The 23,708-nt window shown below is 49.3% G+C and carries 19 protein-coding genes; 16 read left to right on the forward strand and 3 right to left on the reverse strand.

The features are described 5' to 3' along the window. Window positions 1-134: 134 nt before the first annotated feature. The 3 genes from rsmJ to HX778_RS15770 form a co-directional block, all read right to left on the reverse strand. The gene (rsmJ, locus tag HX778_RS15760) at window positions 135-887 is read right to left on the reverse strand and encodes a 16S rRNA (guanine(1516)-N(2))-methyltransferase RsmJ (RefSeq protein ID WP_038477811.1); all 753 of its coding nucleotides are present in this window, start codon (window positions 885-887) and stop codon (window positions 135-137) included. A gap of 8 nt (window positions 888-895) precedes the next feature. Further along, window positions 896-2,938 (reverse strand): oligopeptidase A, encoded by a 2,043-nt coding sequence (gene prlC, locus HX778_RS15765; RefSeq protein WP_176982484.1) that lies wholly within the window; start codon window positions 2,936-2,938, stop codon window positions 896-898. Window positions 2,939-3,090: 152 nt separating this feature from the next. Continuing rightward, on the reverse strand, window positions 3,091-4,362 hold the full coding sequence (locus tag HX778_RS15770; protein ID WP_176982485.1) for a phosphatase PAP2 family protein: 1,272 nt from the start codon (window positions 4,360-4,362) through the stop codon (window positions 3,091-3,093). A gap of 195 nt (window positions 4,363-4,557) precedes the next feature. Here HX778_RS15770 and HX778_RS15775 point away from each other — a divergent pair, with 195 nt between their 5' ends. The 16 genes from HX778_RS15775 to HX778_RS15850 all read left to right on the forward strand — a co-directional run bounded on the left by HX778_RS15775 (window position 4,558) and on the right by HX778_RS15850 (window position 23,587). After that, window positions 4,558-5,400, forward strand: a complete 843-nt coding sequence (locus HX778_RS15775; protein ID WP_176982486.1) for a 23S rRNA (adenine(2030)-N(6))-methyltransferase RlmJ — start codon at window positions 4,558-4,560, stop codon at window positions 5,398-5,400. Window positions 5,401-5,486: 86 nt separating this feature from the next. After that, window positions 5,487-6,839 (forward strand): glutathione-disulfide reductase, encoded by a 1,353-nt coding sequence (gene gorA / locus HX778_RS15780; RefSeq protein ID WP_038477798.1) that lies wholly within the window; start codon window positions 5,487-5,489, stop codon window positions 6,837-6,839. Between the two features lie 502 nt (window positions 6,840-7,341). Then, window positions 7,342-7,881, forward strand: a complete 540-nt coding sequence (locus tag HX778_RS15785) for a fimbrial protein (RefSeq protein ID WP_038477795.1) — start codon at window positions 7,342-7,344, stop codon at window positions 7,879-7,881. A 42-nt stretch (window positions 7,882-7,923) separates the two neighbouring features. Next, window positions 7,924-10,386, forward strand: a complete 2,463-nt coding sequence (locus HX778_RS15790; RefSeq protein WP_176982487.1) for a fimbria/pilus outer membrane usher protein — start codon at window positions 7,924-7,926, stop codon at window positions 10,384-10,386. 26 nt (window positions 10,387-10,412) lie between these two features. After that, window positions 10,413-11,138, forward strand: coding sequence for a molecular chaperone (locus HX778_RS15795; protein WP_038477792.1), 726 nt, complete (start codon window positions 10,413-10,415; stop codon window positions 11,136-11,138). Window positions 11,139-11,149: 11 nt separating this feature from the next. Next, window positions 11,150-11,881, forward strand: coding sequence for a molecular chaperone (locus HX778_RS15800; RefSeq protein ID WP_038477789.1), 732 nt, complete (start codon window positions 11,150-11,152; stop codon window positions 11,879-11,881). 20 nt (window positions 11,882-11,901) lie between these two features. Beyond that, window positions 11,902-12,426, forward strand: coding sequence for a fimbrial protein (locus tag HX778_RS15805; protein ID WP_038477786.1), 525 nt, complete (start codon window positions 11,902-11,904; stop codon window positions 12,424-12,426). 38 nt (window positions 12,427-12,464) lie between these two features. Then, window positions 12,465-13,853 carry an EAL domain-containing protein gene (locus HX778_RS15810; protein ID WP_176982488.1) on the forward strand — a complete coding sequence of 463 codons (1,389 nt, stop codon included), beginning with the start codon at window positions 12,465-12,467 and terminating at the stop codon, window positions 13,851-13,853. A gap of 304 nt (window positions 13,854-14,157) precedes the next feature. Continuing rightward, window positions 14,158-15,015 (forward strand): hypothetical protein, encoded by an 858-nt coding sequence (locus HX778_RS15815; RefSeq protein WP_052048998.1) that lies wholly within the window; start codon window positions 14,158-14,160, stop codon window positions 15,013-15,015. 15 nt (window positions 15,016-15,030) lie between these two features. After that, window positions 15,031-16,119: a hypothetical protein gene (locus HX778_RS15820; protein WP_038477779.1), complete on the forward strand. Its 1,089-nt coding sequence runs from the start codon at window positions 15,031-15,033 to the stop codon at window positions 16,117-16,119. Between the two features lie 108 nt (window positions 16,120-16,227). Next, on the forward strand, window positions 16,228-18,228 hold the full coding sequence (locus tag HX778_RS15825; RefSeq protein ID WP_176982489.1) for a hypothetical protein: 2,001 nt from the start codon (window positions 16,228-16,230) through the stop codon (window positions 18,226-18,228). An 84-nt stretch (window positions 18,229-18,312) separates the two neighbouring features. Then, window positions 18,313-19,908, forward strand: a complete 1,596-nt coding sequence (locus tag HX778_RS15830; RefSeq protein WP_038477772.1) for an Ig-like domain-containing protein — start codon at window positions 18,313-18,315, stop codon at window positions 19,906-19,908. A gap of 64 nt (window positions 19,909-19,972) precedes the next feature. Then, window positions 19,973-21,577, forward strand: a complete 1,605-nt coding sequence (locus HX778_RS15835) for an Ig-like domain-containing protein (protein WP_176982490.1) — start codon at window positions 19,973-19,975, stop codon at window positions 21,575-21,577. 93 nt (window positions 21,578-21,670) lie between these two features. Further along, window positions 21,671-22,591 (forward strand): Ig-like domain-containing protein, encoded by a 921-nt coding sequence (locus HX778_RS15840; protein WP_038477765.1) that lies wholly within the window; start codon window positions 21,671-21,673, stop codon window positions 22,589-22,591. A 34-nt stretch (window positions 22,592-22,625) separates the two neighbouring features. Further along, window positions 22,626-22,916 (forward strand): Ig-like domain-containing protein, encoded by a 291-nt coding sequence (locus HX778_RS15845; protein WP_038477762.1) that lies wholly within the window; start codon window positions 22,626-22,628, stop codon window positions 22,914-22,916. Between the two features lie 419 nt (window positions 22,917-23,335). Beyond that, on the forward strand, window positions 23,336-23,587 hold the full coding sequence (locus tag HX778_RS15850) for a FaeA/PapI family transcriptional regulator (protein WP_038477760.1): 252 nt from the start codon (window positions 23,336-23,338) through the stop codon (window positions 23,585-23,587). The last annotated feature ends 121 nt before the right edge of the window (window positions 23,588-23,708 follow it).

Genomic DNA, 23,708 nt, shown 5'->3' on the forward strand with positions numbered 1-23,708 from the left:
ATTCTCCCGAGACGTTCACCGGTGCGGGGGCTGCATATAAAACATGGCTGAAAGTGAACGGAAATTTAACCAGCCCTGCATAACCGAGGATATTTGTGACCAGCCCCCCGGAGAGAGGGACTGTAGCAGCACGATTACTCCGGCGTCCCGGCGTAAATATCAAACCGATGCCCTTTGGTCACCACCGCATTTTGCGTGGCGACTTCGGCCAACGGCGGAGCATAGTCCGGACGCTTCACCACCACCCTTTTCTTCGCCAGCGCTCTGGCCGGAGCCAGCAGCCCGTCCGCATCTTCATCCGGCCCCACCAGGGACTGGAAAACACGCATCTCTTTCTTCACCAGCGCGCTCTTTTGCTTATGCGGGAACATCGGGTCGAGGTAAACCACATCCGGACGCGGCGTGATATCGCTGAGCGCCGTCAGGCTCGAGGCGTGGATCAGCTGTAATCGCTCCTGCAGCCAGCCGCCGATTTCCGGGTCCTGATAGCCACGACGCAGGCCGTCATCAAGCAGCGCGGCAACAACCGGGTTGCGTTCCAGCATCCGCACGCGGCAGCCTACAGAGGCCAACACAAAAGCATCGCGCCCCAGCCCGGCTGTCGCATCTACAACGTCCGGCAGATAGCTGCCCTTCACGCCAACGGCCTTTGCCACCGCTTCGCCACGGCCGCCGCCAAACTTACGGCGATGCGCCATCGCGCCGGAGGCAAAATCAACGAAGATGCCGCCAAGCTTTGGTTCATCGCGCTTGCGCAGTTCAAGATGCTCAGGCGTGAGTACCAGCGCCATCAGGGCATCTTCATCATGCTCAAGCTGCCAGCGCTCGCTCAAAACAGATAAGGCGCCGGAGTCGGCGCCTGCTTCAGTCAGTAAACAGATTTTCACGTGGTGGATTAGCCCTGAATACCGTAGTGATCCAGCATCGCGTCCAGCTGCGGCTCGCGCCCGCGGAAGCGTTTGAACAGCTCCATCGGCTCTTCCGAACCGCCACGGGTCAGGATGTTGTCGAGGAACGACTGGCCGGTTTCACGGTTGAAAATACCTTCTTCTTCGAAGCGAGAGTAAGCGTCCGCCGCCAGCACGTCGGCCCACAGGTAGCTGTAATAGCCCGCCGCGTAGCCACCCGCGAAGATGTGGCTGAAGGCGTGCGGGAAGCGGCCCCAGCTCGGCCCCGGTACCACGGCAACCTGTTTCTTAATCTCGGCCAGCGTCTGCAGCACTTTCGCGCCCTGCTCCGGGTTGAATTCCGCATGCAGGCGGAAGTCGAACAGGCCGAACTCCAGCTGGCGCAGAATAAACAGCGCAGCCTGGTAGTTCTTCGCCGCCAGCATTTTTTCCAGCAGTTCCACAGGCAGAGATTCTCCCGTTTCATAGTGGCCGGAGATAAACGCCAGCGCTTCCGGCTCCCAGCACCAGTTTTCCATAAACTGGCTCGGCAGCTCGACCGCATCCCACGGCACGCCGTTGATGCCGGACACGCCCGCGGTTTCGATTTTGGTCAGCATATGGTGCAGGCCGTGGCCGAACTCATGGAACAGGGTGATCACTTCATCGTGAGTAAACAGCGCAGGTTTGCCGTTCACCGGGCGGTTGAAGTTACAGGTCAGGTAGGCCACCGGCTTTTGCAGCGAGCCGTCGGCACGGCGCATTTTGCCCACGCAGTCATCCATCCACGCCCCGCCACGTTTGTGCTCGCGAGCATAAAGATCGAGATAGAAGCTGCCGCGCAGTTCGCCCTGGTCGTCATACAGCTCGAAGAAGCGCACATCCGGGTGCCAGACGTCGATATCTTTACGCTCTTTGGCGGTAATGCCGTAGATGCGCTTCACAACCTCGAACAGGCCGTTTACCGCGCGCTCTTCCGGGAAGTACGGGCGCAGCTGCTCGTCGCTGATGCTGTAAAGGTGCTGTTTCTGTTTTTCGCTATACCAGGTGATGTCCCACGGCTCCAGCTCTTCCACGCCATAATGCTCTTTCGCATAGGCGCGCAGCTGAGCCAGCTCGGCTTCACCCTGTGGACGAGCGCGTTTTGCCAGGTCAGACAGGAACTCCAGCACCTGCTGCGGGTTTTCCGCCATTTTGGTGGCGAGGGATTTCTCCGCGTAGTTGCCAAAGCCCAACAGCTGAGCCAGTTCGTGGCGCAGCGCCAGAATCTCTTCCATCACCGGGGTGTTGTCCCACTTTCCGGCGTTCGGCCCCTGGTCAGAAGCACGCGTTGAATAGGCGCGATACATCTCTTCGCGCAGGGCGCGGTTGTCACAGTAGGTCAGCACCGGCAGATAGCTTGGAATATCCAGCGTCAGTAGCCAGCCGTCCTGCTCTTTGGCTTCTGCCTGAGCGCGGGCCGCAGCCAATGCGCTTTCCGGCATGCCTGCCAGCTCGGCTTCATCGGTAATCAGCTTGCTCCAGCCCATGGTGGCATCGAGCACGTTGTTGCTGTAGGTAGACCCCAGCTCGGACAGGCGAGCGGAGATCTCCCCGTAACGCTGCTGTTTGTCTTTTGGCAGGCCGATACCGGACAGCTCGAAGTCGCGCAGGGCGTTGTCCACCGCTTTCTTCTCGGCGACGCTCAGGCTGGCGTAGTTCGCGCCGTCACGCAGGTCGCGGTAAGCGTTGTACAGCCCTTCGTGCTGGCCAACCCAGGTGCTGTATTCGGACAGCAACGGCAATGTCTGCTCATAGGCTTCGCGCAGTTCCGGGCTGTTCTGCACCGAGTTCAGATGGCTGACCGGGGAGAACAGGCGGCCCAGACGATCGTCCACTTCCGCCAGCGGCTGAACCAGGTTCTGCCAGCTATAAGGCGCGCCCTGGGCGACCACGCTTTCCACCGCCGCACGGCAGTCGTCCAGCGCTTTGGTCACGGCCGGCACAACATGCTCAGGTTTGATGGCGGAAAACGGCGGCAGCTCAAAAGGAGTCAGTAATGGATTGGTCATAAGCGCGTTCCTGATTAAAAGGGAGAGAGAAGCGCTCAAGCGGCGCTTTGTGCATGAGATCTAGCATGGGGTTAAGTGTAGCGAATTTCAATCCCGGACGTTGCGCTTAGCTCGCCAGGAAAGGGGCAGCAGACGCCGCCCCGAAAGGTGAATCAGTGGGATTTCTGCGCCATGGCGTAGGCCGCAGGCAGGTTCAGGCGCTGCCAGAACTGCTGGTCCGCCGTCGTGCCGGACAGCGGGTAGCCCGCAGGTAACGCCGTTTTCACCATCAGATCGCGGCGCTGTGCGGCGGAAAGCTTAGGCAGCGCAGCTTCCAGCAGGACTTCCGCCCCTTGTGGCACCTTCAGAACCTGCTTCTCGCCCTTCTGCTGCGGCAGGTCGTAGGTCATGGTGAAGCGGTAAAGTTCTTTCATCGCTGGCGCACGATACGGATCGTCTTTCGCGGAAGATTTCGCACATTCAGCCAAAGTGGTGCCGCACTCTTTTTCCAGCGCGGTACGCAGCTGATCGCGAGCTTCGTTAAACAACGCGCGGTATTTCGGGTCGTTCAGGTAGTTAGCCACGTTACGCTGCGCCACCATGCGGGAACCCATCACGTCCAGCGGGTAATGCACGCCCAGCACAATGCGCGAGTAACCGTAGCGCGCGCCGCGTTCAACCAGGGCCTCAAAACGCTCCGGCACCATTTCGGCCATCAGCAACGCGTCGGTGTAACCCGTGTTGGTGTGGCCGCTCGGGAAGGAGCCGCCGTCTGCGGTGTACGGCTTGTTATCTTTCACCACCACATCGTCCGGCACGAGATGGATGGTGTTGCCCTGGATCAGGAACGGACGCGGGTTGTTGAAGTGCTTCTTCGCCGCGCTGGTGCTGACTTCAGAGGCTTTAATCAGCGCCGCGGCCTTGCTCAGCTCGCCTTTATCGTAGGCGGCCAGGAAGGCCTTGCCCAGGCGTGGCCCCATCGCGTCGCTCAGGAAATAGAGATAGTTAATGCCCTCTGCATCCGCCAGCGCCTGATGGCGGGAGGCCTGCACGGCGTTCAGGTTGATGCTGGTGACCGTTTCAAGGTTCGGCTTAATCACGGAGTCCGGCAGCTGGCTGAACGCGGAAAGCAGCTCGATGCCCGCTTTCTGGTTGGCTTTGGTCTGGAAGTCATAGCCGCTGGCCTTCAGCCACGCGGTATCCGCCAGCTTTTTGCTCTGTTTGGCTTTATCCAGCTGGTCGCGGGTCAGCTTATCCGCATCGCCTTTCAGGGCAGTGCGGAGCGCCGCCAGGGACTGCGTTTCAAGATCATCAAACGCCTGGCTGCTGTTCGCCGGAGTCACGGTATTGGCTATCGCCGCGGCCTGAGGGAGAGACACATCCTTCGCCAGCGCGGGCATAGCCACGGCCAGCGCTGCTGCCAGCATAGAAATACGGAGTTTCATTATTTTTCCTTTTATTCAAACGATTACCTTGCCTGGCTGCGACGCTATCCTGGGAATTTGACGCTTTTATGACACATTTATGTTTTGAAACGTTTTCGACCTGATTGAAACAGCCCCGCGCCCGGGCGGTAATCCGCCGCAATCTGCGGTAAACTGTGGGAAATTTGTTTTCTTATTTGCGGAACACCATCCCCCATGCTCAGCTATCGCCACAGCTTTCACGCCGGTAACCATGCCGACGTACTGAAACACACCGTTCAAAGCCTGATTATTGAATCGCTCAAAGAGAAGGAGAAACCGTTTCTCTATCTCGACACCCACGCAGGCGCCGGTCGTTACCAGCTAAGCAGCGAGCATGCGGAGCGTACAGGCGAGTATCTGGAAGGTATCGCCCGCATCTGGCAGCAGGACGATTTACCTGCCGAGCTGGAAGCCTACATTGGCGCGGTGAATCACCTGAACCGCAGCGGCAAACTGCGTTATTACCCAGGCTCTCCGCTGATTGCCCGCCACCTGCTGCGCGAGCAGGACAGCCTGCAGCTCACCGAACTGCATCCGTCTGATTTCCCGCTGCTGCGCTCTGAGTTCCAGAAAGACGATCGCGCCCGCGTTGAACGCGCCGACGGCTACCAGCAGCTGAAAGCGAAGCTGCCGCCGGTTTCCCGTCGCGGCCTGATCCTCATCGACCCACCGTATGAGATCAAAACCGACTATCAGGACGTGGTGAAAGGGATTGCTGAAGGCTACAAACGTTTTGCGACAGGCACCTATGCGCTGTGGTACCCGGTGGTGCTGCGCCAGCAAATCAAACGCATGGTCCGTGACCTGGAAGAGACCGGCATCCGCCGCATCCTGCAGATCGAGCTGGCGGTTCGTCCGGACAGCGACCAGCGCGGCATGACGGCGTCCGGCATGATTGTGATCAACCCGCCGTGGAAGCTGGAACAGCAGATGACCAACGTGCTGCCGTGGCTGCATAAAAAGCTGGTGCCAACGGGCACCGGCTCGACCACGTTGAGCTGGATTGTGCCTGAATAACGGCGGTTCCTTTTACAACAATCGGTAGAACCTTTACCCCGGCGCGCTACAATCGCGCCTTATTTTCGACTCAAAAGGGAAACATCATGACCAGACATTATGACTACCTCGCCATTGGCGGCGGCAGCGGCGGTATCGCCTCGATCAACCGTGCGGCAATGTATGGGCAGAAATGCGCACTGATTGAGGCGAAAGATCTGGGCGGCACCTGCGTCAATGTCGGCTGCGTGCCTAAAAAAGTGATGTGGCATGCGGCGCAAATCGCCGAAGCGATTCACAACTACGGCCCGGACTACGGCTTTGACACCACGCTGAACCATTTCGACTGGGACAAGCTGATCGCCAGCCGTACCGCCTATATCGACCGCATTCACAGCTCTTACGACAACGTATTGGGCAAGAATAAAGTCGACGTGATTCGCGGCTTTGCGAAGTTTGTGGATGCGCACACCGTGGAAGTTAACGGCGAAACCATCACCGCGGACCATATTCTGATCGCCACCGGCGGTCGTCCAAGCCACCCGAACATCCCCGGCGCAGAATACGGCATTGACTCCGACGGCTTCTTCGAGCTGCCGGGCCTGCCAAAACGCGTGGCGGTTGTCGGCGCGGGCTATATCGCGGTGGAAATCGCGGGCGTGATTAACGCGCTGGGCTCTGAAACGCACCTGTTCGTGCGCAAACACGCGCCGCTGCGCACCTTCGATCCGCTGATCGTTGAAACGCTGCTGGAAGTGATTGAAGCAGAAGGCCCAACCCTGCACACCAACGCGATTCCGAAAGCGGTAGTGAAAAACGCAGACGGTAGCCTGACGCTGGAGCTGGAAGATGGCCGCTCTGAAACCGTCGATACCCTGATTTGGGCAATTGGCCGTGAACCGGCTAACGACAACTTCAACCTGCAGGTAACCGGCGTCGAGCTGGACGAAAAAGGTTATATCAAGGTCGATAAGTTCCAGAACACCAACGTGGCTGGCATCTATGCGGTAGGTGATAACACCGGCGCGGTTGAGCTGACGCCTGTCGCGGTCGCCGCCGGCCGTCGCCTGTCCGAGCGCCTGTTTAACAACAAACCGGACGAGCACCTGGACTACAGCAACGTGCCAACCGTGGTGTTCAGCCACCCGCCAATCGGCACCGTGGGCCTGACCGAACCACAGGCGCGCGAGCAGTACGGCGATGACAACGTGAAGGTCTACAAATCCTCCTTCACCGCTATGTACACCGCCGTAACCTCTCACCGCCAGCCGTGCCGCATGAAGCTGGTCTGCGCGGGCCCGGACGAGAAAATTGTCGGGATTCACGGCATCGGCTTCGGCATGGACGAAATCCTGCAGGGCTTCGCCGTGGCGCTGAAAATGGGCGCGACAAAGAAAGACTTCGACAACACCGTGGCTATCCACCCGACCGCGGCGGAAGAGTTTGTCACCATGCGTTAATGCGGAAAAACTTCCGCTGCCCCATTTATTCGGGGCAATAACAATAAGGCCAGATTCTTTCTGGCCTTTTTTATATTCAAGATCAAGATATTAAATCCCAAATACTGCCAGCCTATTGCGCCCACCCGGAAGTTAAATTTCCTATTCGGAATATTCGCCCTGAAAATTCTCCCCTATTGTGAATGAAATAACTAATTATCAGTATTTCGCGATCCGGTTATGTAACTTAATTGATTATTTACTGATATAGCAAAGTATAAAATACCAAATCAATCAATCGCGACCACCCAAATCAATGGAATTTTATTCCAAAAAACAATCAAAACAAAAAATAAAATATCGATAAAGCGCAAGCAAAATCGCAAAACTTGAAGTTAGAAACTAAAAAACCGCAACATCAGACATTCCCCCTCAATAGACTACAAAAAATAATTACTATCAGTGCCGGGACGTAATTGGATATTGCGTCCTATAAAAATAAATAGGCACAAGGAGAATAGTAATGGCTTATAAAAAATTAATGGTTTCATCAATGGTTGGTCTTTTCATGGCATCGACTGGTGCAATGGCAGCCGATCAGGGACAGGGACAAATTCGTTTCATTGGTAGCATTATTGAGTCCCCATGCTCTATTGACCCGGATAAAACGACTCAGGAAGTTAACTTTGGCCAGGTTTCTGCATCTTATTTAAATAGCACAGATGCAAAATCGGGTCCTGAAGAAGTACTGATTGAGCTGAAAGACTGCACGCTTTCAGGAAATGGCGATGATGACTCTGTCAAAGTGACCTTTAGCGGCCAGCAGGTAACCGACGAAACCTACCTCAATGTTTCCGGCGTTGATGGCGTTGGCGTGACCATGGTTGACTGGCAGAACACTGATGTTAAATGGGGCGCTACACCGACTAACGCACATTCCATTACCCCAGGTAGCAATACGCTGAACTATAACGCATACCTGGCAAAACTGCCGGGTTCAGCAGCTGCAATCACGACTGGTGATTTTGTCGCTATTACCAACTTCACTTTAGCGTACGAGTAATAATAAGCATCCTCTGCAGATCTATATTGCAGGGGATGCTTTTTGAATAAATTCCTGATGAAAAATAATCATATCCTGGTCCTCTCTCTGGCACTTTTCTGCATTGATGCGCATGCCGTAGAGTTCAACACCGATCTGCTGAACGCCAACGATAAGAAAAACATTGATATTTCGATGTTTTCCAATGCTGGCTTTATTATGCCTGGCACTTATTCATTCGATATTTATTTAAATAAAACCATTCTTACCGAAAATGCAGTTATTAAATTTGTTGCTCTAAAAGATAATACCGAAGCCTGCCTTACCCGAGAACTTGTGGAAAAACTGGGGCTGCGAAAAGAATATAAAGATCGGGTCTTAAGCCATCAGTTTGACGGGTGTTACAACCTGGACGCGCTGGAAGGTGCCGTTGTTAAAGGCGATCTCTCTAAAGAATCACTCACCCTCGCCATCGCGCCTCAGATGCTTGAGTACCACGATGCAAACTGGCTGCCGCCTGCTTACTGGGACAATGGCCTGACCGGCATGATTCTGGATTACAACATGAATCTGAATACGGGGAAAAATCAGGGCAGGTCGCAATCTCAAACTGCCAGTACCAACGGTACTCTCGGCTTCAACGCCGGTGCCTGGCGCTTCAGGGGAGACTATCAGGGAAACTACAGCCATTTAACAGGCCATAAACGGAGCACCCGGCAGACTTTTGACTGGGATCGTTTTTATGCGTACCGGGCATTACCTGAGATTCAGTCAGCATTGATGCTGGGTGAAGATAATCTCACCTCAGATATTTTTGACTCCTGGCGCTACAGGGGCGTGTCGCTGGCCAGCGACCAGAAACAACTCCCGCCGGCTCTGCGTGGCTACGCGCCGGAGGTCAACGGCATCGCGCGCACCAATGCAACCGTAACCGTTAGCCAGCAAGGGCGCGTTATCTATGAAACGGTTGTCGCGGAAGGCCCTTTCACCATCCAGCAGCTTAGTACCTCCACGTCAGGCCTGCTGGATGTGGATATTAAAGAACAGGACGGTTCCACGCAGCATTACCAGGTCATGGCGTCGTCTCTGCCTTATCTGACCCGGCCCGGGCAGACGCAATACAAACTGGCATTAGGCAGGCCGGAAGACCGACATCGCCACACCAGCGGTGAGCTGTTTGTGACCTCAGAAATGTCTCGTGGCCTGTCGGGGGAGTGGTCCACCTACGCGGGAGCAATACTCTCAGGTGATTATAAAAGTGCGGCGCTGGGCGTAGCCCGAAGCTTAGGCATTGCAGGTGTTGTATCCGCTGATATCACGCACGCAGAGACAACCTTTAAAAATAGCAGTCACAAGGGTGAGTCATACCGACTTAAGTATTATAAAAACTTTGAACAGTTAAATAGCACGTTCACGGTTTCAGGGATCCAGTATTCGGACTCCGATTTCTTCAGCATGTCAGATTATATCAACAATAAAAATAACTGGGATGACAGCCGCCGGGATCGCAGCCAGTACAGCGTGAGCTTAACGAAAAACTTCAGCGAACAAAAAATGTCACTGAGCGCCAATTTCTTACACAAGACCTATTGGGCTGGAGGGAACAATGATAGCTACTCGTTAAACCTCAGCAAATATATTGATTTTCATGAATGGAAAAATATTACTTTCAGCCTGTCGGCCGTAAGAAACAATTATTACCGCAGCCAGGATGACATGGTGTACCTCAACCTGAGCATTCCTCTGGGTAATGGCACAGTCAGCTATAGCAACAGTATATCGAGAAACAATATTAACCAGCTCGCCGGGTGGTATCAGCAACTTCACAATGGCGATAGTTATCGCTTACAAACCGGTATCGACAAACCTAAGAATAACGGTGCCAAAGGCCTGGTAAATGGATTTTATTACCACAATGGCTCACTCGCGAATATGTCAGCCAACGTTAGCTGGAAAGAAGACAACTATACCTCCGCTGGCATGAATATTAACGGGGGAATCACCGCCACGACAAAAGGCGTCGCAATGCATCCCTCGGGTAACCGCGGCGCAACGCGTGTGATGATAGGCACCGATGGTATTGCCGATGTCCCGCTGGGGAGAAACCTGGTCACAAACGGCATGGGTATTGCCGTGCAGGCCGGTGTGAGCAGCTATTCACGGGTAAGAAGTGAGGTTGATGTCACCCGCTTGCCTGAGGATATAGAAGTCATTGGCTCTCCAGTGGCAGAGCAAGTTTTGACAAATGGCGCCATTGGCTTCAAGAGCATAAACGTGATTAAGGGGCTCAAGCTCGCCGCAACGCTGCGCCTGAGAGATGGCAGCCCCGTGCCCTTTGGCACCAGCGTGCTAAACAAAAACGGTGTCGAATTGGGCATTGTGGGTGACAACGGACTGACCTGGTTATCAGGCATCACTGCCAACCAGGCATTGACGGCCAAATGGAATGGCGCTACGCACTGCACCATTGTATTACCAGCCTATATCAATCCGCAAAATATGTTACTGCTTCCCTGCGAAGAATAAATAAGGCTAATGAATAGATAAATTTTATGATGAAAAAAATTAACCTGAACACATTTCTGTTGCTCTTTATTATTACCGTTATGAACTGCCCACAGGTCTATGCAGCAATTGCCGTTGATCGAAACAGGGTTATTTATCATGAAGGTGATAATAATATATCCATCCGCATCAGAAACGATAACCATACGCGCCCCTACCTGGCTAAAGCATGGGTAGCGGATAAACAAGATAACAACACTTCGGTGCCGCTTATTGCCACACCGATGCTACAGCGTGTTGAACCTGAAACGCACTCTTTTATTCGTATCAGCCCAACTGCGTTAGAAAAAACGCTGCCGAAAGACAGAGAAAGTTTGTACTACTTCAGCGTACTTGAAATCCCAACTGTCAGCTCGTCAGAAAATGTTATGCAACTGGCATTACAGACGAAAGTAAAGTTATTTTATCGTCCTACAGCGCTGGAGGATGATGAAATAAATTTTCATATGGATAAACTGAAAATACATAAAGTCGGCGTCAACCGCTACCAGTTGACGAATGCCTCTGCCTTTTATCTCAATATTATCAGTTTTAATGATAAGAACGGACAAAAAATAATTAAAGCGATAGCACTTCCCCCATTTAGCGAAGAGCTGGTTGATCTCAAAATAAACAATCCGGGAAAAATCACCATCGTTAATGATTTCGGTTCGAAGATGCCATTCAATTTACTATGCAACAGCAATGAATGCCAACCTGAGCTGAAAGAATAAGAGAGATACAAATGAAATTTGTATGCATATTTATTTTAATTATTTTAAATAGCGTTGTGTCTGATGCCGATGCGGCATTATCCCTTGATCGCACAAGGCTTATTATTAATGAAGAACAAAATGCGGTTTCGCTTCGCGTGACTAACAGAAGCGAATCAGACCCTTATCTTGCTCAGGGCTGGGTCGAGGACGCTGATGGCCAGCTGATTGACCAGTTTATGGTGGTGCCGCCGGTACAAAGAATCGATGCCGGTCAATACAGCATCTTCAGGCTCCAACAGTTGGCAAATGTGGTGAGGCTTCCCAATGACCGGGAAAGTGTTTTTTATTTCAACCTGCGGGAAATTCCGCAAAGAAGTCACAAAGAAAATGTGCTGACCCTGGCTATCCAGACAAGGATTAAGGTTTTTTGGCGCCCAAAATCGCTGAAAGTCACAAAAGCGGATGATACCGTGCCCGGCATGAAGGCGGTCACCCTGGTCAAGTCCGCCCGAGGTTATGAAATCAATAACCCCACGCCTTATTACCTGTCAATTACCGGGATGGCGCTGAAAGAGAAGGTAAAAATATCACCGTTCATGGTGCCACCTAAAGGAAGCTACACGTTAAAACACCAGGGTAGTGAGCCTGTGGAAAAAATATTACTAACCGCAATAAATGATTATGGCAGCCCAAGAACACTATCTTTTTCCTGCCGAAAAGATATATGCCAGATAGAAGATATCATTATACCAAAACGATAATCTGTATAAACGGAATTTATATGCGTAATAAATATTTGGCACTTATGGTGCTGCTTCCTTGCCTGCATGTTAGCTATGCCTTGTCCATTGATGCCGTTGAAGGAACGACAACAGAAGTTATTGTGACGGGTGAAATCCAGGAAGATCCACCTTGTGAAATAAACGGTGGTGATGAGAAAACCGTGTCATTTGGCAAAGTAAACCCCTCAAAAATCGAGGCTGGAGAATACCTGAAAAACGTTAATCTTGACGTTATTTGCGAACCGGATGTCATTTCCACCGGACGCACCTTCACGTTTACCCTGGGAGGAACCGTAGCAGATTTTGATACGGGAAATAAAACAATCATAAAGGTTAACAATGTTGATAATTTGGGTGTGAAATTATTTAAGGATGGAAATGAACTAGCTTTAGATCATGCAGAAAATTTCGATGCTACTTCTGGCGTTATTAATCTGGATGCGTTACTTGTAAAAAAGAAAGATGAAACAGTCAGCGCAGGTAATTTCTATGCAACGGCTGTAATCCAGATAGATATTCAATAAGGACTTCCATACTTACCCTGCCAATAGGAGGGCAGATCATGTCAATCATGATGGATGTTTTGACGACTAAAAATAACGACAGCATCTACAAAAAGATAATTGAATTCAGAATTCAACCGCTGGTTTCATTGCAAACAAACGAAATTGTCGCATGGGAAATCCTGAGCCGATTATCACCTGAACTTATTGATATAGAAAAATTTTTCAATGAAATAACACCCGCTCAAAGTCTCGCTATTTTCTTTAGTCAGTTTCATGCGGCCAAATCCAGATCGCTAAAAACCGGGCCTGCTCAATACTGGTTAAATTTACCGGTGGCGGTGATTGCTGACGAGTTTTCTATTGAGCAACTCAACACCTTAGCCCATGACGGGGGCTTTGTTATCGAGGTCCAGGATCCTGAAAATATTAAAAATCTGGATGTTTTATCCCGATTTAATTTTATCAAAGGGTTACGTCGCCTGAAAAAAACGGGATGGCCAGTTTACCTTGACGATGTTACGCCGGATTTAACCGCAGACATAGATTCTATTGGTTTGAAATTTAAGGGTATTAAAACATGTCGCACTGCTATGCCTGACACCAAAGCCGAGCTAAAGGCGTTTATAGGTTGGGTGTCTTCTTTGCGATCACATGGCTCAGTTATCGTTGCCGAAGGCATTGAAACCGAGGATATGCGCGAACTTGCTGTGCTTTCAGGCGCAGATTTAGGCCAGGGCTTTTTATGGCCAGAGAAAAGCATGGCCCTCAGTACAACGGGGATCCAACGCTATGCAGAACGTCTGGAGGAAGCAAGAAATCGACGAAAAGTTAACGGCATCAGAATTAGCATACCTGATAGAAATGAGGTTTGGGTACAGGGCATCCTGCTGCTGTTGACTGAAATTCTTCATAGCGAAGGCATGCTTCAAGACATTGTGCTGACCAATGAAGCGAATTCAGATCTCATATTCAGGGAGTCATGGTGCGGGTTGCCGCCGATAAACTGCGACCGCTATCGGCATGACCCCGTGTACCGACAGAAGGCGACGCAGCGCAGAATGATTTTGGTGTATCCCAATAAAAACCAGCTGGATAATCGCCTGCACTGCCCTGCTATTTCGGCCTATATCACGCTAGAAGATACGGTACAGGAGCTTTATGCCAGCCTGCGCCGGCTGGTCATTGGCGGCAAGAATGGACGCGCTAACAGAAACATCATGGACGGCTCAACGGGATGTTCAATAATATGTAAAAATCAGAAGCTTAATGATAAGGAGCTTTATGTCATCACCAAAGTCAGCGAAGGGATGAAGTACTCAGATATCGCCAAAATTTTGCAAATCGGCCCCAAAATGGTGAGCAGCTATAAGCGTTCAGCGATGTGCAAGCTGGGGTTACAGAATAATGTCGATTTGCTTTCCTATTTCAACTGGCGAGCGATGTGATCTCTGCCGGACCCCTCATGAAACTTCGTGAATCAACTGAATTGATATCAAAAAAACATTGTTAAACCTAAAAAAAATCGAAAATGGCAGTCATTTTCTCTGTTTTATTATTTTATTACGACTTTTAATGTCGCAAAAATATTCATTTTATTAATTCGCGAAATAACTGTGCGTACAATTATTTTCGCCCAGATTTCACTTTGTAAAACTTGCAGAGAAAATATTTCAGCAGTAACGTTATCCACATCGGATGACTTACATGACTGCCATTTAAATATAGCCTTCATGGAGAGAAAAATAGTCTATGTATAATTTATTCAGCCGAAACTTTTGCAGATTTTTTATTGGCATGGGTATGTCAGTTATTTTTTCCCTGGTACCAGACGTCAGTTACGCGTTCAAATGGCCAGTAGTACTGGATGTCAAAGTTGAACTTATCGGGCCAGAAGAAGCCGTTTATACGGGAAACTGGACAGTTATTGAGGTTGACGACAGCCTGGATACTGACACCAGACTAAAATATACAGGAATAATACATCGGCATAAATCGGATACCGGTGCTATTGAAGCTGGCACGATGGACTATCAGACCGAACTTAAAGTTAATAACGCTGATTGCCCAAACTCAATAGTTACGCTCAGCTGTATTGGCCAAAAATGGATTGAGAAAAACGGTGAGTCAGGGACTTATAAAGTCCACCATGACAGCGGCCCAAACGGTAATGAATGTGTCGCGATAGCCACCGTGAACCAGACTTTTGGTTCAGTATGGGACCAGAGGGTTTATCCATCAACCGGCGCCACTCAGTGTATTGGCACACCTCCGGTAAATAATTTTTGCGCACTGACACAAGATAAAATTGAATTTGCTTACGGCCCGCTGACGGTAAAAACGGCCGCAGGGAAAGAGTTAACAAAAAATATTAACGTCGAGTGTACCGATGACATCCCCTATGTTTTAAGGCTAAGGGGTAATGACAAAATACCGCTTGATAATGGAATGCACGCCGAATTGACGACGAATAATGGAGAACCTCTGGGTGAAACGTTATCGGGACAGCAGGGTGTCAATATTATTGAATTAACCAGTGAACTAAAGGGAACGCCCAATAGAACCGGTAGTTTTTATGGCTCGGGAGTCCTTTTTGTTACTTATCCCTAGGTAAGGAAAAAAGAAATGCCATATTTAGTTGGTCTCACAACAGAAAGTAAGTCCTGGTGTAATACCTGGTCAAATATTCCTTTCAACGTTTCTGCTCGGGTTGTCGATCAAGACACTTTAGCCCCAGCCCGCGAAGTGATAGTCCGTCTTGAGTCCACGGATAGTACCAGCACCTGGGTGGGTGGTACCTCGAACATCATTGAGCTTGAGACAAATTATGACGGCGAAATCTTTGCCGAACTGAAGTTTGGCAAGGCCCCTCCGCAGGGCGTCACCATTACTGCTACAAAAATTGAGACCGATCCTGCTGACCAAAAACCTGCTGTCCGTGAGATCCTGATGGTCGCTCCAACTTTACATAGCCATAGCTTCCCGATTGCCAGCGGTGCTAATAATACCATCACAGAAGCAGATGTCGCCGCAGGCGTTTACGCAGTACTCCCGCTGGATACTCCCGTTGCCGGAGACGTGGTTTCATTCCATTTCAGCGATAATCCTGTTATCAAGCATTCAGAGCACAACGAAGGTGACAAAAACCTGGCTGTATCGGTTCCCGATGATTTTATGACTACCGGCGCACATGACACAGGTTACTATATTACTGAATCATCGAATAATTCGACCTTCTCCCCGGTTATAACCGTCAATGTTAAACGCGACAGCGCTTCTTCGACGATCGTTGACCTACCGCCGGTCACGGTTCCCCGAGCGGACGCCAATGAAGGCATGATTAACATCGCGGTAGCGACTTTTGGCGTCGAAGTCTGCCTCAGTGGGACCTACAAGAATCTGGCTGTCCATAAAGCAGGTGTGACTAACTCCATCTGCAATATTTACTGGAAGTCCTACGTCGGGAAAAAAGAGATCCCGGAAGCCAGCAGCGTATTTTCCTTCCCAGTTAATGCGGAGGCAGATGAGAAGGACATCATTGTGCTGGATGATAGCTATGAAGGTGGCACCGACGCGCTGCGCAAACTCCTGTATGTGCTGGGTGAAGGTACAGTTAAGATCTCTTATGAAATGCTGATCGCCGATGGTGGCAAACTTCACGCCTCCGCCGAGCAAACCTACTACGTTGACGTTGTCGCTCCAGGCCGCAAATAAGTTTTAGCGCTCTGGGACCGGCAGGCAACCACTGCTGCCGGTCATCGGATTATCCGGGAGGAAAAAATGCGGATCAGCAGAGACTTGCGTGCACCCCTGGTGCCGCAAATGAACGACAACGGTATTATCGACAATAACGACCTGGGCAGCGGCAATATTTATGTGTTTATCCCGCCCTACAACAACATGGCCATTGGCGATCTTATTATTCTGGACTTTGGGAAACTGGTTTCTCTCACTGAAGTGGTCAGTGATGTAAATGTAGGCCAGAACATAGAATTTCATATCCCGGAAGCCAGCGTTCCTGATGGTATTTATACCGTAAGTTATACGGCAATCGACTTATCAAATAATCCAACCTCTTCGGCCAAAACGCTGGCCATTGTGAGCCGGGACGGCGCCAGAACGCTGGATAAACCGGTGTTTATTGACGCGGTTAACGACACTGTTTCTCTGGACAGCGTAAAGCTAAACCAGGGCACACGGATTCAGGTACCGCCTTATCAGGGCATTGAGGCGGGAGACCGGGTAGAGCTGAATTACCTGGTTTACGATACCGGAGATGAAATTATTCCGGAGGCTAGCGTCAGCGAAACTCATACTGTTGTCTCTGCTGACCTGACTACCGGCTTCCAAACGCTAATTCCTGAATCAAAGATTTTTTTGCCAGGCAGCACCAAAGCCATCGCCTTCTACAGAATCACCAGAAACTCCGACGGCACAAACGCCCTCTCTTTCGATGCAGAAGTCACGCTGAACGGCGTTGTAGAATTCCTGGAAAATCCACATTTCACTGACGCCCTTAACGGCTGGCTGACCCAATATGATGTCGCGGACGGTATTCGTATTTACATTAATGCCTATAGCAATATGGCCGCTGGCGATCTCATTACGTTAATATGGCGCGGATTTAATACCGAAAATGAAGCAGTCCCCGATGTGGATGGCCGCGTTGAATATCGGGTATCCTCTGCCGACATCACCCATGGCATCATCCATCTTACGCTTTCATCCTATGTTGCTGAGGCCATTAACTCAGGCAAAATCGAGATCTATTACCGGGTAAAAAGCACGAGCACCCCTTATCGGGTTTCACATGCCAAAATAGCGTTCATTAATATGTCCGCGGAGCGCACGCTGCCGGCCCCTACGTTCCCTCAGGCCAGTAATGGCACAATTAAGCTGGGTGACATTCATTCCGATAGCGGTATCGTCATCGAGATCGCTTATCCCTCGATAGCCATTGGTGACCGCGTTATCGTCGTTATGCGGGGTGAAGATAAACAAGGTGCGGAAGTCCCGGATAGCAACTCGCCTTATGAGCTTATTGTTGATAATACCGGAGCCCAAAATATCACCGTTTCTGCCGCCTATGCCGATGCCGTAGGGGCTGAAGGCACGCTGTATGCCACCTACATGGTAACAACCACGGCAGGATCCCAGTATTTATCCACTGCCGGAAGCGCGCTGCTGGCCGAAGGCATTACCACGGATTTCAAATTTAAGGGTACCCATGGCTCACCGGTTTATGATTACAACGCCATCAACGTGGCACCTTGCAACTACGGCTTTATTCAGGCCCCCGCGGGAGATGTAATTAACGTTAGCTGCCAGACCGGAGCCACCATTGTAGAAACCGGCAACGCTAATTATACATTTACTATGGATGCTGCCGGCATACATAGCTTCAGGGTCAGATCTGTTGTGCTTGGCGACGTCGCCGTCTCCATCAGCAACGAGAATGCGCCCGATGACGTCATTAACGGCAATTTAAATTACGAAAACTATCAACTCGGTAATGGCATTGTGAATGCTATTGCTAATACCACTGGCGCATTGCCAGACGGTATATCACCCTGCAGCATTTATATTTTTATTGAAGATAAAGCAGCACGAGCTATTTCTACGTTAAGGATAGCTGTTCCAGCCCCACTAAAGGTAAGCGGACATAATATTGGTGAAACAGTTGATATCTCCCTACACGCCGACGGCTCTGCCCAAATAGATATTCTTAGCAATACGGCAGTTTCAGCCGCGGGGGTCATTATTACCTCGCCACAAAGCACGGAGGTTAACCAGACGGTCAGTCTTTCATTTAGTAATTTTTAATTTAAATTATTCATGAATACGTTTATTCAGAGATAAGCGTGTACTGAATACGATCACCTATTGATATTAATCAGGAGCCAACGCATGGCCAATGATAAATTTGCCGTGGTGAATTTCACCTTAACCTCCACAACAGGTGCGGCTGCCAATGACATTGACACCAATGATATTACGGCAACGCTAATTGCTGATGGAGACCATCAATATGGTATTAGTATTTTATTTAGCGTAACAGAGCCGGGAGCATTATTTAGCAACAATGCTAAGGCCATAACGGCCACAACGGATGCCCTGGGAAAATGCACGGTGCAACTGCACAGCCAGGTTGCAGGCAAAATTAAAGTTTCGGGAACTTGTTCCGTAGAAGAGGAAATTCAAATGGCAGAAGTAGAAAGTGAATTTGGTACCCAGGTGGATACCATGGTACTCACCGCAACGGTTCAGTCTAATAACGCTCTGGCTGACGGTAAAACAGCAAACCGCATTGTTTATCATCTGGTGCAGGGCTCAGCACCTGTTCCCAATCAATTCCTTACTTTCTCGGTCATCAGTACTTCCGGTAATGCAAAATTATCCACTGCCTTTGGTGAAACAGACAGCAACGGCGGCTTTATTCTGGATGTGACGGATACGACTCCGGAATCGGCGCTGGTGACCGCGAAATCTGCAACCGACAGTTTTCCTTCCGTCGCTTCACAAGTCACTTTCGTTGAAGTTGACACGACATACGTGCTTGATTCGATGATCATGGTCAATGGTTCCCAGGCCGACGGTGTGAGCGAGAATAAAATTTTATTCATGCTCAAAGATTCGCTTGGAAGCCCGGTACCACAGAAGCTGCTGCAGTTTATCCCAAGCACCAACTTATCCCTGCGTGATTCCATCATTGAAACCGATGCTAACGGCAGCGTGACGCTCAGCTGCACCAGCCTGATCGAAGGCGTCTACAGCTTAACCGCTGTAGTTTACGATGAACACGTTGAGCACCGTGTGGCCAACATCACCTTTGTTAAGGCCGATCAACTGGATGCGTTAACCAGCGTAATACTGAAAAATAATGCCACCGCCGATGGGGAAGACGCCTGCGAGATTCAGTATCGCCTGACCAAAAAAACACAGGATGTTGTCGCCAATCAGGAAATTGATATCGAGCTCAATAGCGTGACCGCTTACGCCTCTGCCCGCACCTTAACCACGGATTACGCCGGTATTGCCACCGTGAAGATTTTTAATACCAAAGCAGAAGAAGTCGTGGTCAGCGCTTATACCAAAGATCAGAATATTAATACCCGAACTTCGGTGACCTTTGGCCCTGACGAGCCAGGTCAACCAAATAGCGTCACCTTCAGCGGTTACCACGGCAGCAGTAGTTACGGTATTCATGAACTGATACCTGCCGACAGCTACTACTTCACTCCTGGACGGATGTATCAGTTTATCCTTGTAACAACCGCGTCTCAGAACAGCTGTAGCAATCAATATATATTCAATGGCAGTAGCTGTATTTATTATTCAAATACCCAACCTACAATGGGGGCTGGGTTCTCTTCACCACACTATTTCAGCGGTGACAATACTTTCTATTGTGTTCGTGGAGGTACTACGGCTTACTTCCGAAATTATAATAATTATTCCGGCGGTCATAACTACAGCCTAACCATCAACGAGTGGGAAATTTAACCACGCTATCCACATGCCGGCTAGTCCGGCATGTATCTTGATTTTATTATTTGGAGATCGGGTAATGAGCGAAATTAACGTTCGTGCTACTAATTTTTATATTCATTCAAATGATGTCGCAACGGCTAATAATGTCGACACCAATACAATTACCGCCACGCTGCGCGATGACGCAACGCCAGTCCCTGGTATTTCTGTAAACTTTATTGTTACCGCTGAAGGCGCGACATTTTCAAACGGCAGACAAGATATTTCAGCCATCACGAATGAGGCCGGAATTTGTAACGTCGAGTTAAAAAGTGAAGTCGCGGGCCATATTCTGGTTAAAGCCGTTTGCTACCACGGTGATTTTATTTCCACCCAAATCGAAAGCGTGTTTGAAGAGGCTGTGGAAGGGCAGGAAACATTAACGGCAACCGTGCTGGGTGATAACACGGCCGCTGCTGATGGGCTGGATAAAATCGTCGTTGTCTATTCTCTGAAAAATGGCACCGCCCCGGTTGCCGGACAGTACATTTTTGTTAACGTCTCGGGCAGTGCAACGGCGGATCCAACCACCATCATGACCGATGACTTCGGCACTGCATCTATCAATATTACCAACGCATTTGCAGAGACGGTGATCGTTGAAGCAGAGGCGGTATTAATTGGCGTAAAAGCCAAACCGGTTGAACTCATCTTCGAAGCCGTTGTTTCTCCTTATACTATCATCGGCTCTATTGTGTCGAATAACGCCTCCGCCGATGGTACCAGCACCAATGCCGTGCTGTTTAAGGTCACGGACACCAAAACGGGCGCACCGGCAATGCATAAGGTACTAAACTGCATTGCAAGCCATAATCTTTCTCTGCCTGACGGCCAGTACCATGAGACAGATTTAAACGGTGAAGTCACCGTCTCCTGTACCGCCCTCGTGCCGGCGGGCGATTACAGTATCGAAGCACTGCTCTACCCAAACAGTGATACCAACTGTATTGTTGAAGGAATCTCTTTTGCAAAACCGGAATATATTAAGGATTTAATCGGTATTGTCGTCAGAGATAATGCCGAGGCCACTGAGGGGAAAGGTGATTATTGCCAGATTCAGTACAGCCTGACCAAAGCCAACTCTCTGGATGCCGCTGAAGGGCATAATATTTATATTAAAGTGAACAGCGGCAATGTCACTGTCTCGGAAAACAAACTGATCACAGATTCAAATGGGCTTGCCTCGTTAAAAATCTACAACTCCGTCGCTGAAAGCGTAACAGTAACAGCCACAACAGATATTGAGGATATCAGCGAGGAAACCGTCGTTAACTTCAGAAAACCTGTTTCGGTCACCTCTGGCACGATCACCAGTGACACTTTCTGCAGCCTTGATATGTTTACCAGCAGTCAGTATGACTTTATTACCGGCCACTCTTATCAATTTATGCTCAGCACCAAAGAAGCGGGCGATGTTAAAAAACAGATGTGCCAGGACGGTTATAACATCATCAAAACATCGCAGTCGTGCCAGATTATTTCTGACCCGCACTATGCGAAGTTTAATGACTTTAACTACGACGGTGCTATTGCAAAATGTACCCACGGCGGGGTTGATACCGCGACAAATGTTTACTATCAGATTGGGGATTATTCTTCACTGACCTACACCCTGATCATTATTGATTTAGGCGTTAATTAATTTTTCTCGAGAGCGAGGCCGCGGCTTAAAACCCGCCGTGGCCTTTTTAAAACTCATTATCGGTTCCCAATAGCGAAAATACAGGACTTTAAGATGGACGATATCATCATTCTTAAGTCGACCGTTCAGGACAACAATGCGGTCGCGGATGGCAAAAAAGAAAACACCATTATTTATCATTTGACGAGAAACGGTGTGCCTTACGCCGATGAGTATCTTAAATTCTCAGCGGTCAGTTCAGCGGGTCACGCGGCATTATCTTCAGCGTTTGGCCAGACGGATGCAGGCGGTAATTTTGTCCTGAATGTGACCAATACCGAGGCAGAGAAAGTAATGATCTCCGCCTCTCCGGCCATTGATGGCCTTTTTCAGGGCGCTGTTGACACCCTGGTATTCAGCAACGTCGAAGCTTCTTATCACTTAGAAAGTACTCTGATCGAAAACAACGCCGCCGCGGATGGCATCAGCCAAAACAAGGTATCCATTAAAGTTTTGGATTCACTCGGAAATCCGGTTCGGGAGAAATTGCTGCAGTTTTTGCCGAGCACGAATTTGACGCTGGCAGACAGATTTCTGTTAACGGATGCCGAAGGTAAGGCAGTGGTCAGCTGTACAGCCCGGTCTGAGGGTGATTTCTTTATCTCCGTCGAGATCTATGGTGAGAAAGACATGCTCATCGTCAACGGAATTTCATTTTCTAAAGCAGATGAGCTTAATGCCTTAACCAGCCATATCATCGGAGATAAGGTGGATGCTGATGGTAAAGCTTACTGCGAGATACTCTATATCCTGACGAAAAAGAGTGCTCATAATGTAAATGAAAAAAAAGAGATCTCGATTGTTTTGCAAAGCGTCACTGCCTACCCCTCCAGACGGACCCTGACTACCGATGATTCAGGTACCGCTACGTTATATGTTTACAACACTGTCGCAGAGCCTGTTATCGTCAGCGCATACACCGACGACGACAATATTGTTTCCAGAACAAAAGTGCATTTTGTAACAGCGGCTTAATTTTTCTAAGCCCCTAGAAATGAGGTAATGAAACATGCAATCCATCGGCTACACACCCATTCAGGAAAGAGCCAGTGTCGGCACTCATGAAATAAACTGCATCGATTTTTGCGTAAAAGAGGGCGATACGCCGGTGGGTGGGTTAACGCTGTCGTTCCTGTGCAATGGACACGCCAGACTATCGCATACAACACGGGTTACCGATGAACAGGGTATCGCAAGAGTTTATCTTGCAAGTGAGACCCAGGAGGATGTAAGCATTAAAGCGTTTTACTACGACCGGGGCGAACTCAACTTTCAGTATGCAATCGTTAATTTTTTTTAACCTCGTATGCCACATTGTAGCTTATCAATTATATTACTCTGGAATAATAGATTTCAGAGTTATTCTTTTACGGATTATACATCGTCTCTCGAAAGCTTACGCCAGCCAGATGCCGCTCCAGGCAGTAAAGTATTTACTTTCAATATTGATACGTTGCCGTTACTGACCTACACCCTCTTGCAAACGCCACCTTACGGAATAATCTGACTCTATTTTTCATGAATGTTAACTGCGTTTCTGATATGTACCAACAATCCTATAAAAGAGTTAATAAAACCGTTGGCACAACCGAATATTTTATCACCATAAATATGGATCTGATATAAAAACAGAAAATATTACGAAGTACTTATAATTATAATTTCACATATAGTATCTTGTGATAAAATCACCCTGTACTTTAAGACAGGTTCACTCAGATGGAAAGATTCCGTAGTACCGAAACGGACGAGCATATCAGTCGCCCTTGCTCTGTAAAACTGATGAAAGAAATTTATGACACAATTGTTAATAATGGCGAGGTCACGACAAGAGAGATCTCCAATAATTGCAATGTTTCAATATACATAGCCAGAAACTGGTTACTGAAGTTAGAAGAAAAAGGCATGATTCAGTGCTCAAAATCAAAAATGAAAAAATTTGTCTGGATGCAAAACAATCGCCGCACTTAACAAATAATTCATTTAAAAAAAGCATAAATCTATTACACAAATGATGTCTCACCGATCATTTGCGCTAGAGTATTGATAAATATCAATGGTAGTAATGAGACATGTCACTTACAGGTAATTC

The organism is Cedecea sp. P7760 (assembly GCF_013386425.1).
Lineage (GTDB): Bacteria > Pseudomonadota > Gammaproteobacteria > Enterobacterales > Enterobacteriaceae > Cedecea > Cedecea selenatireducens.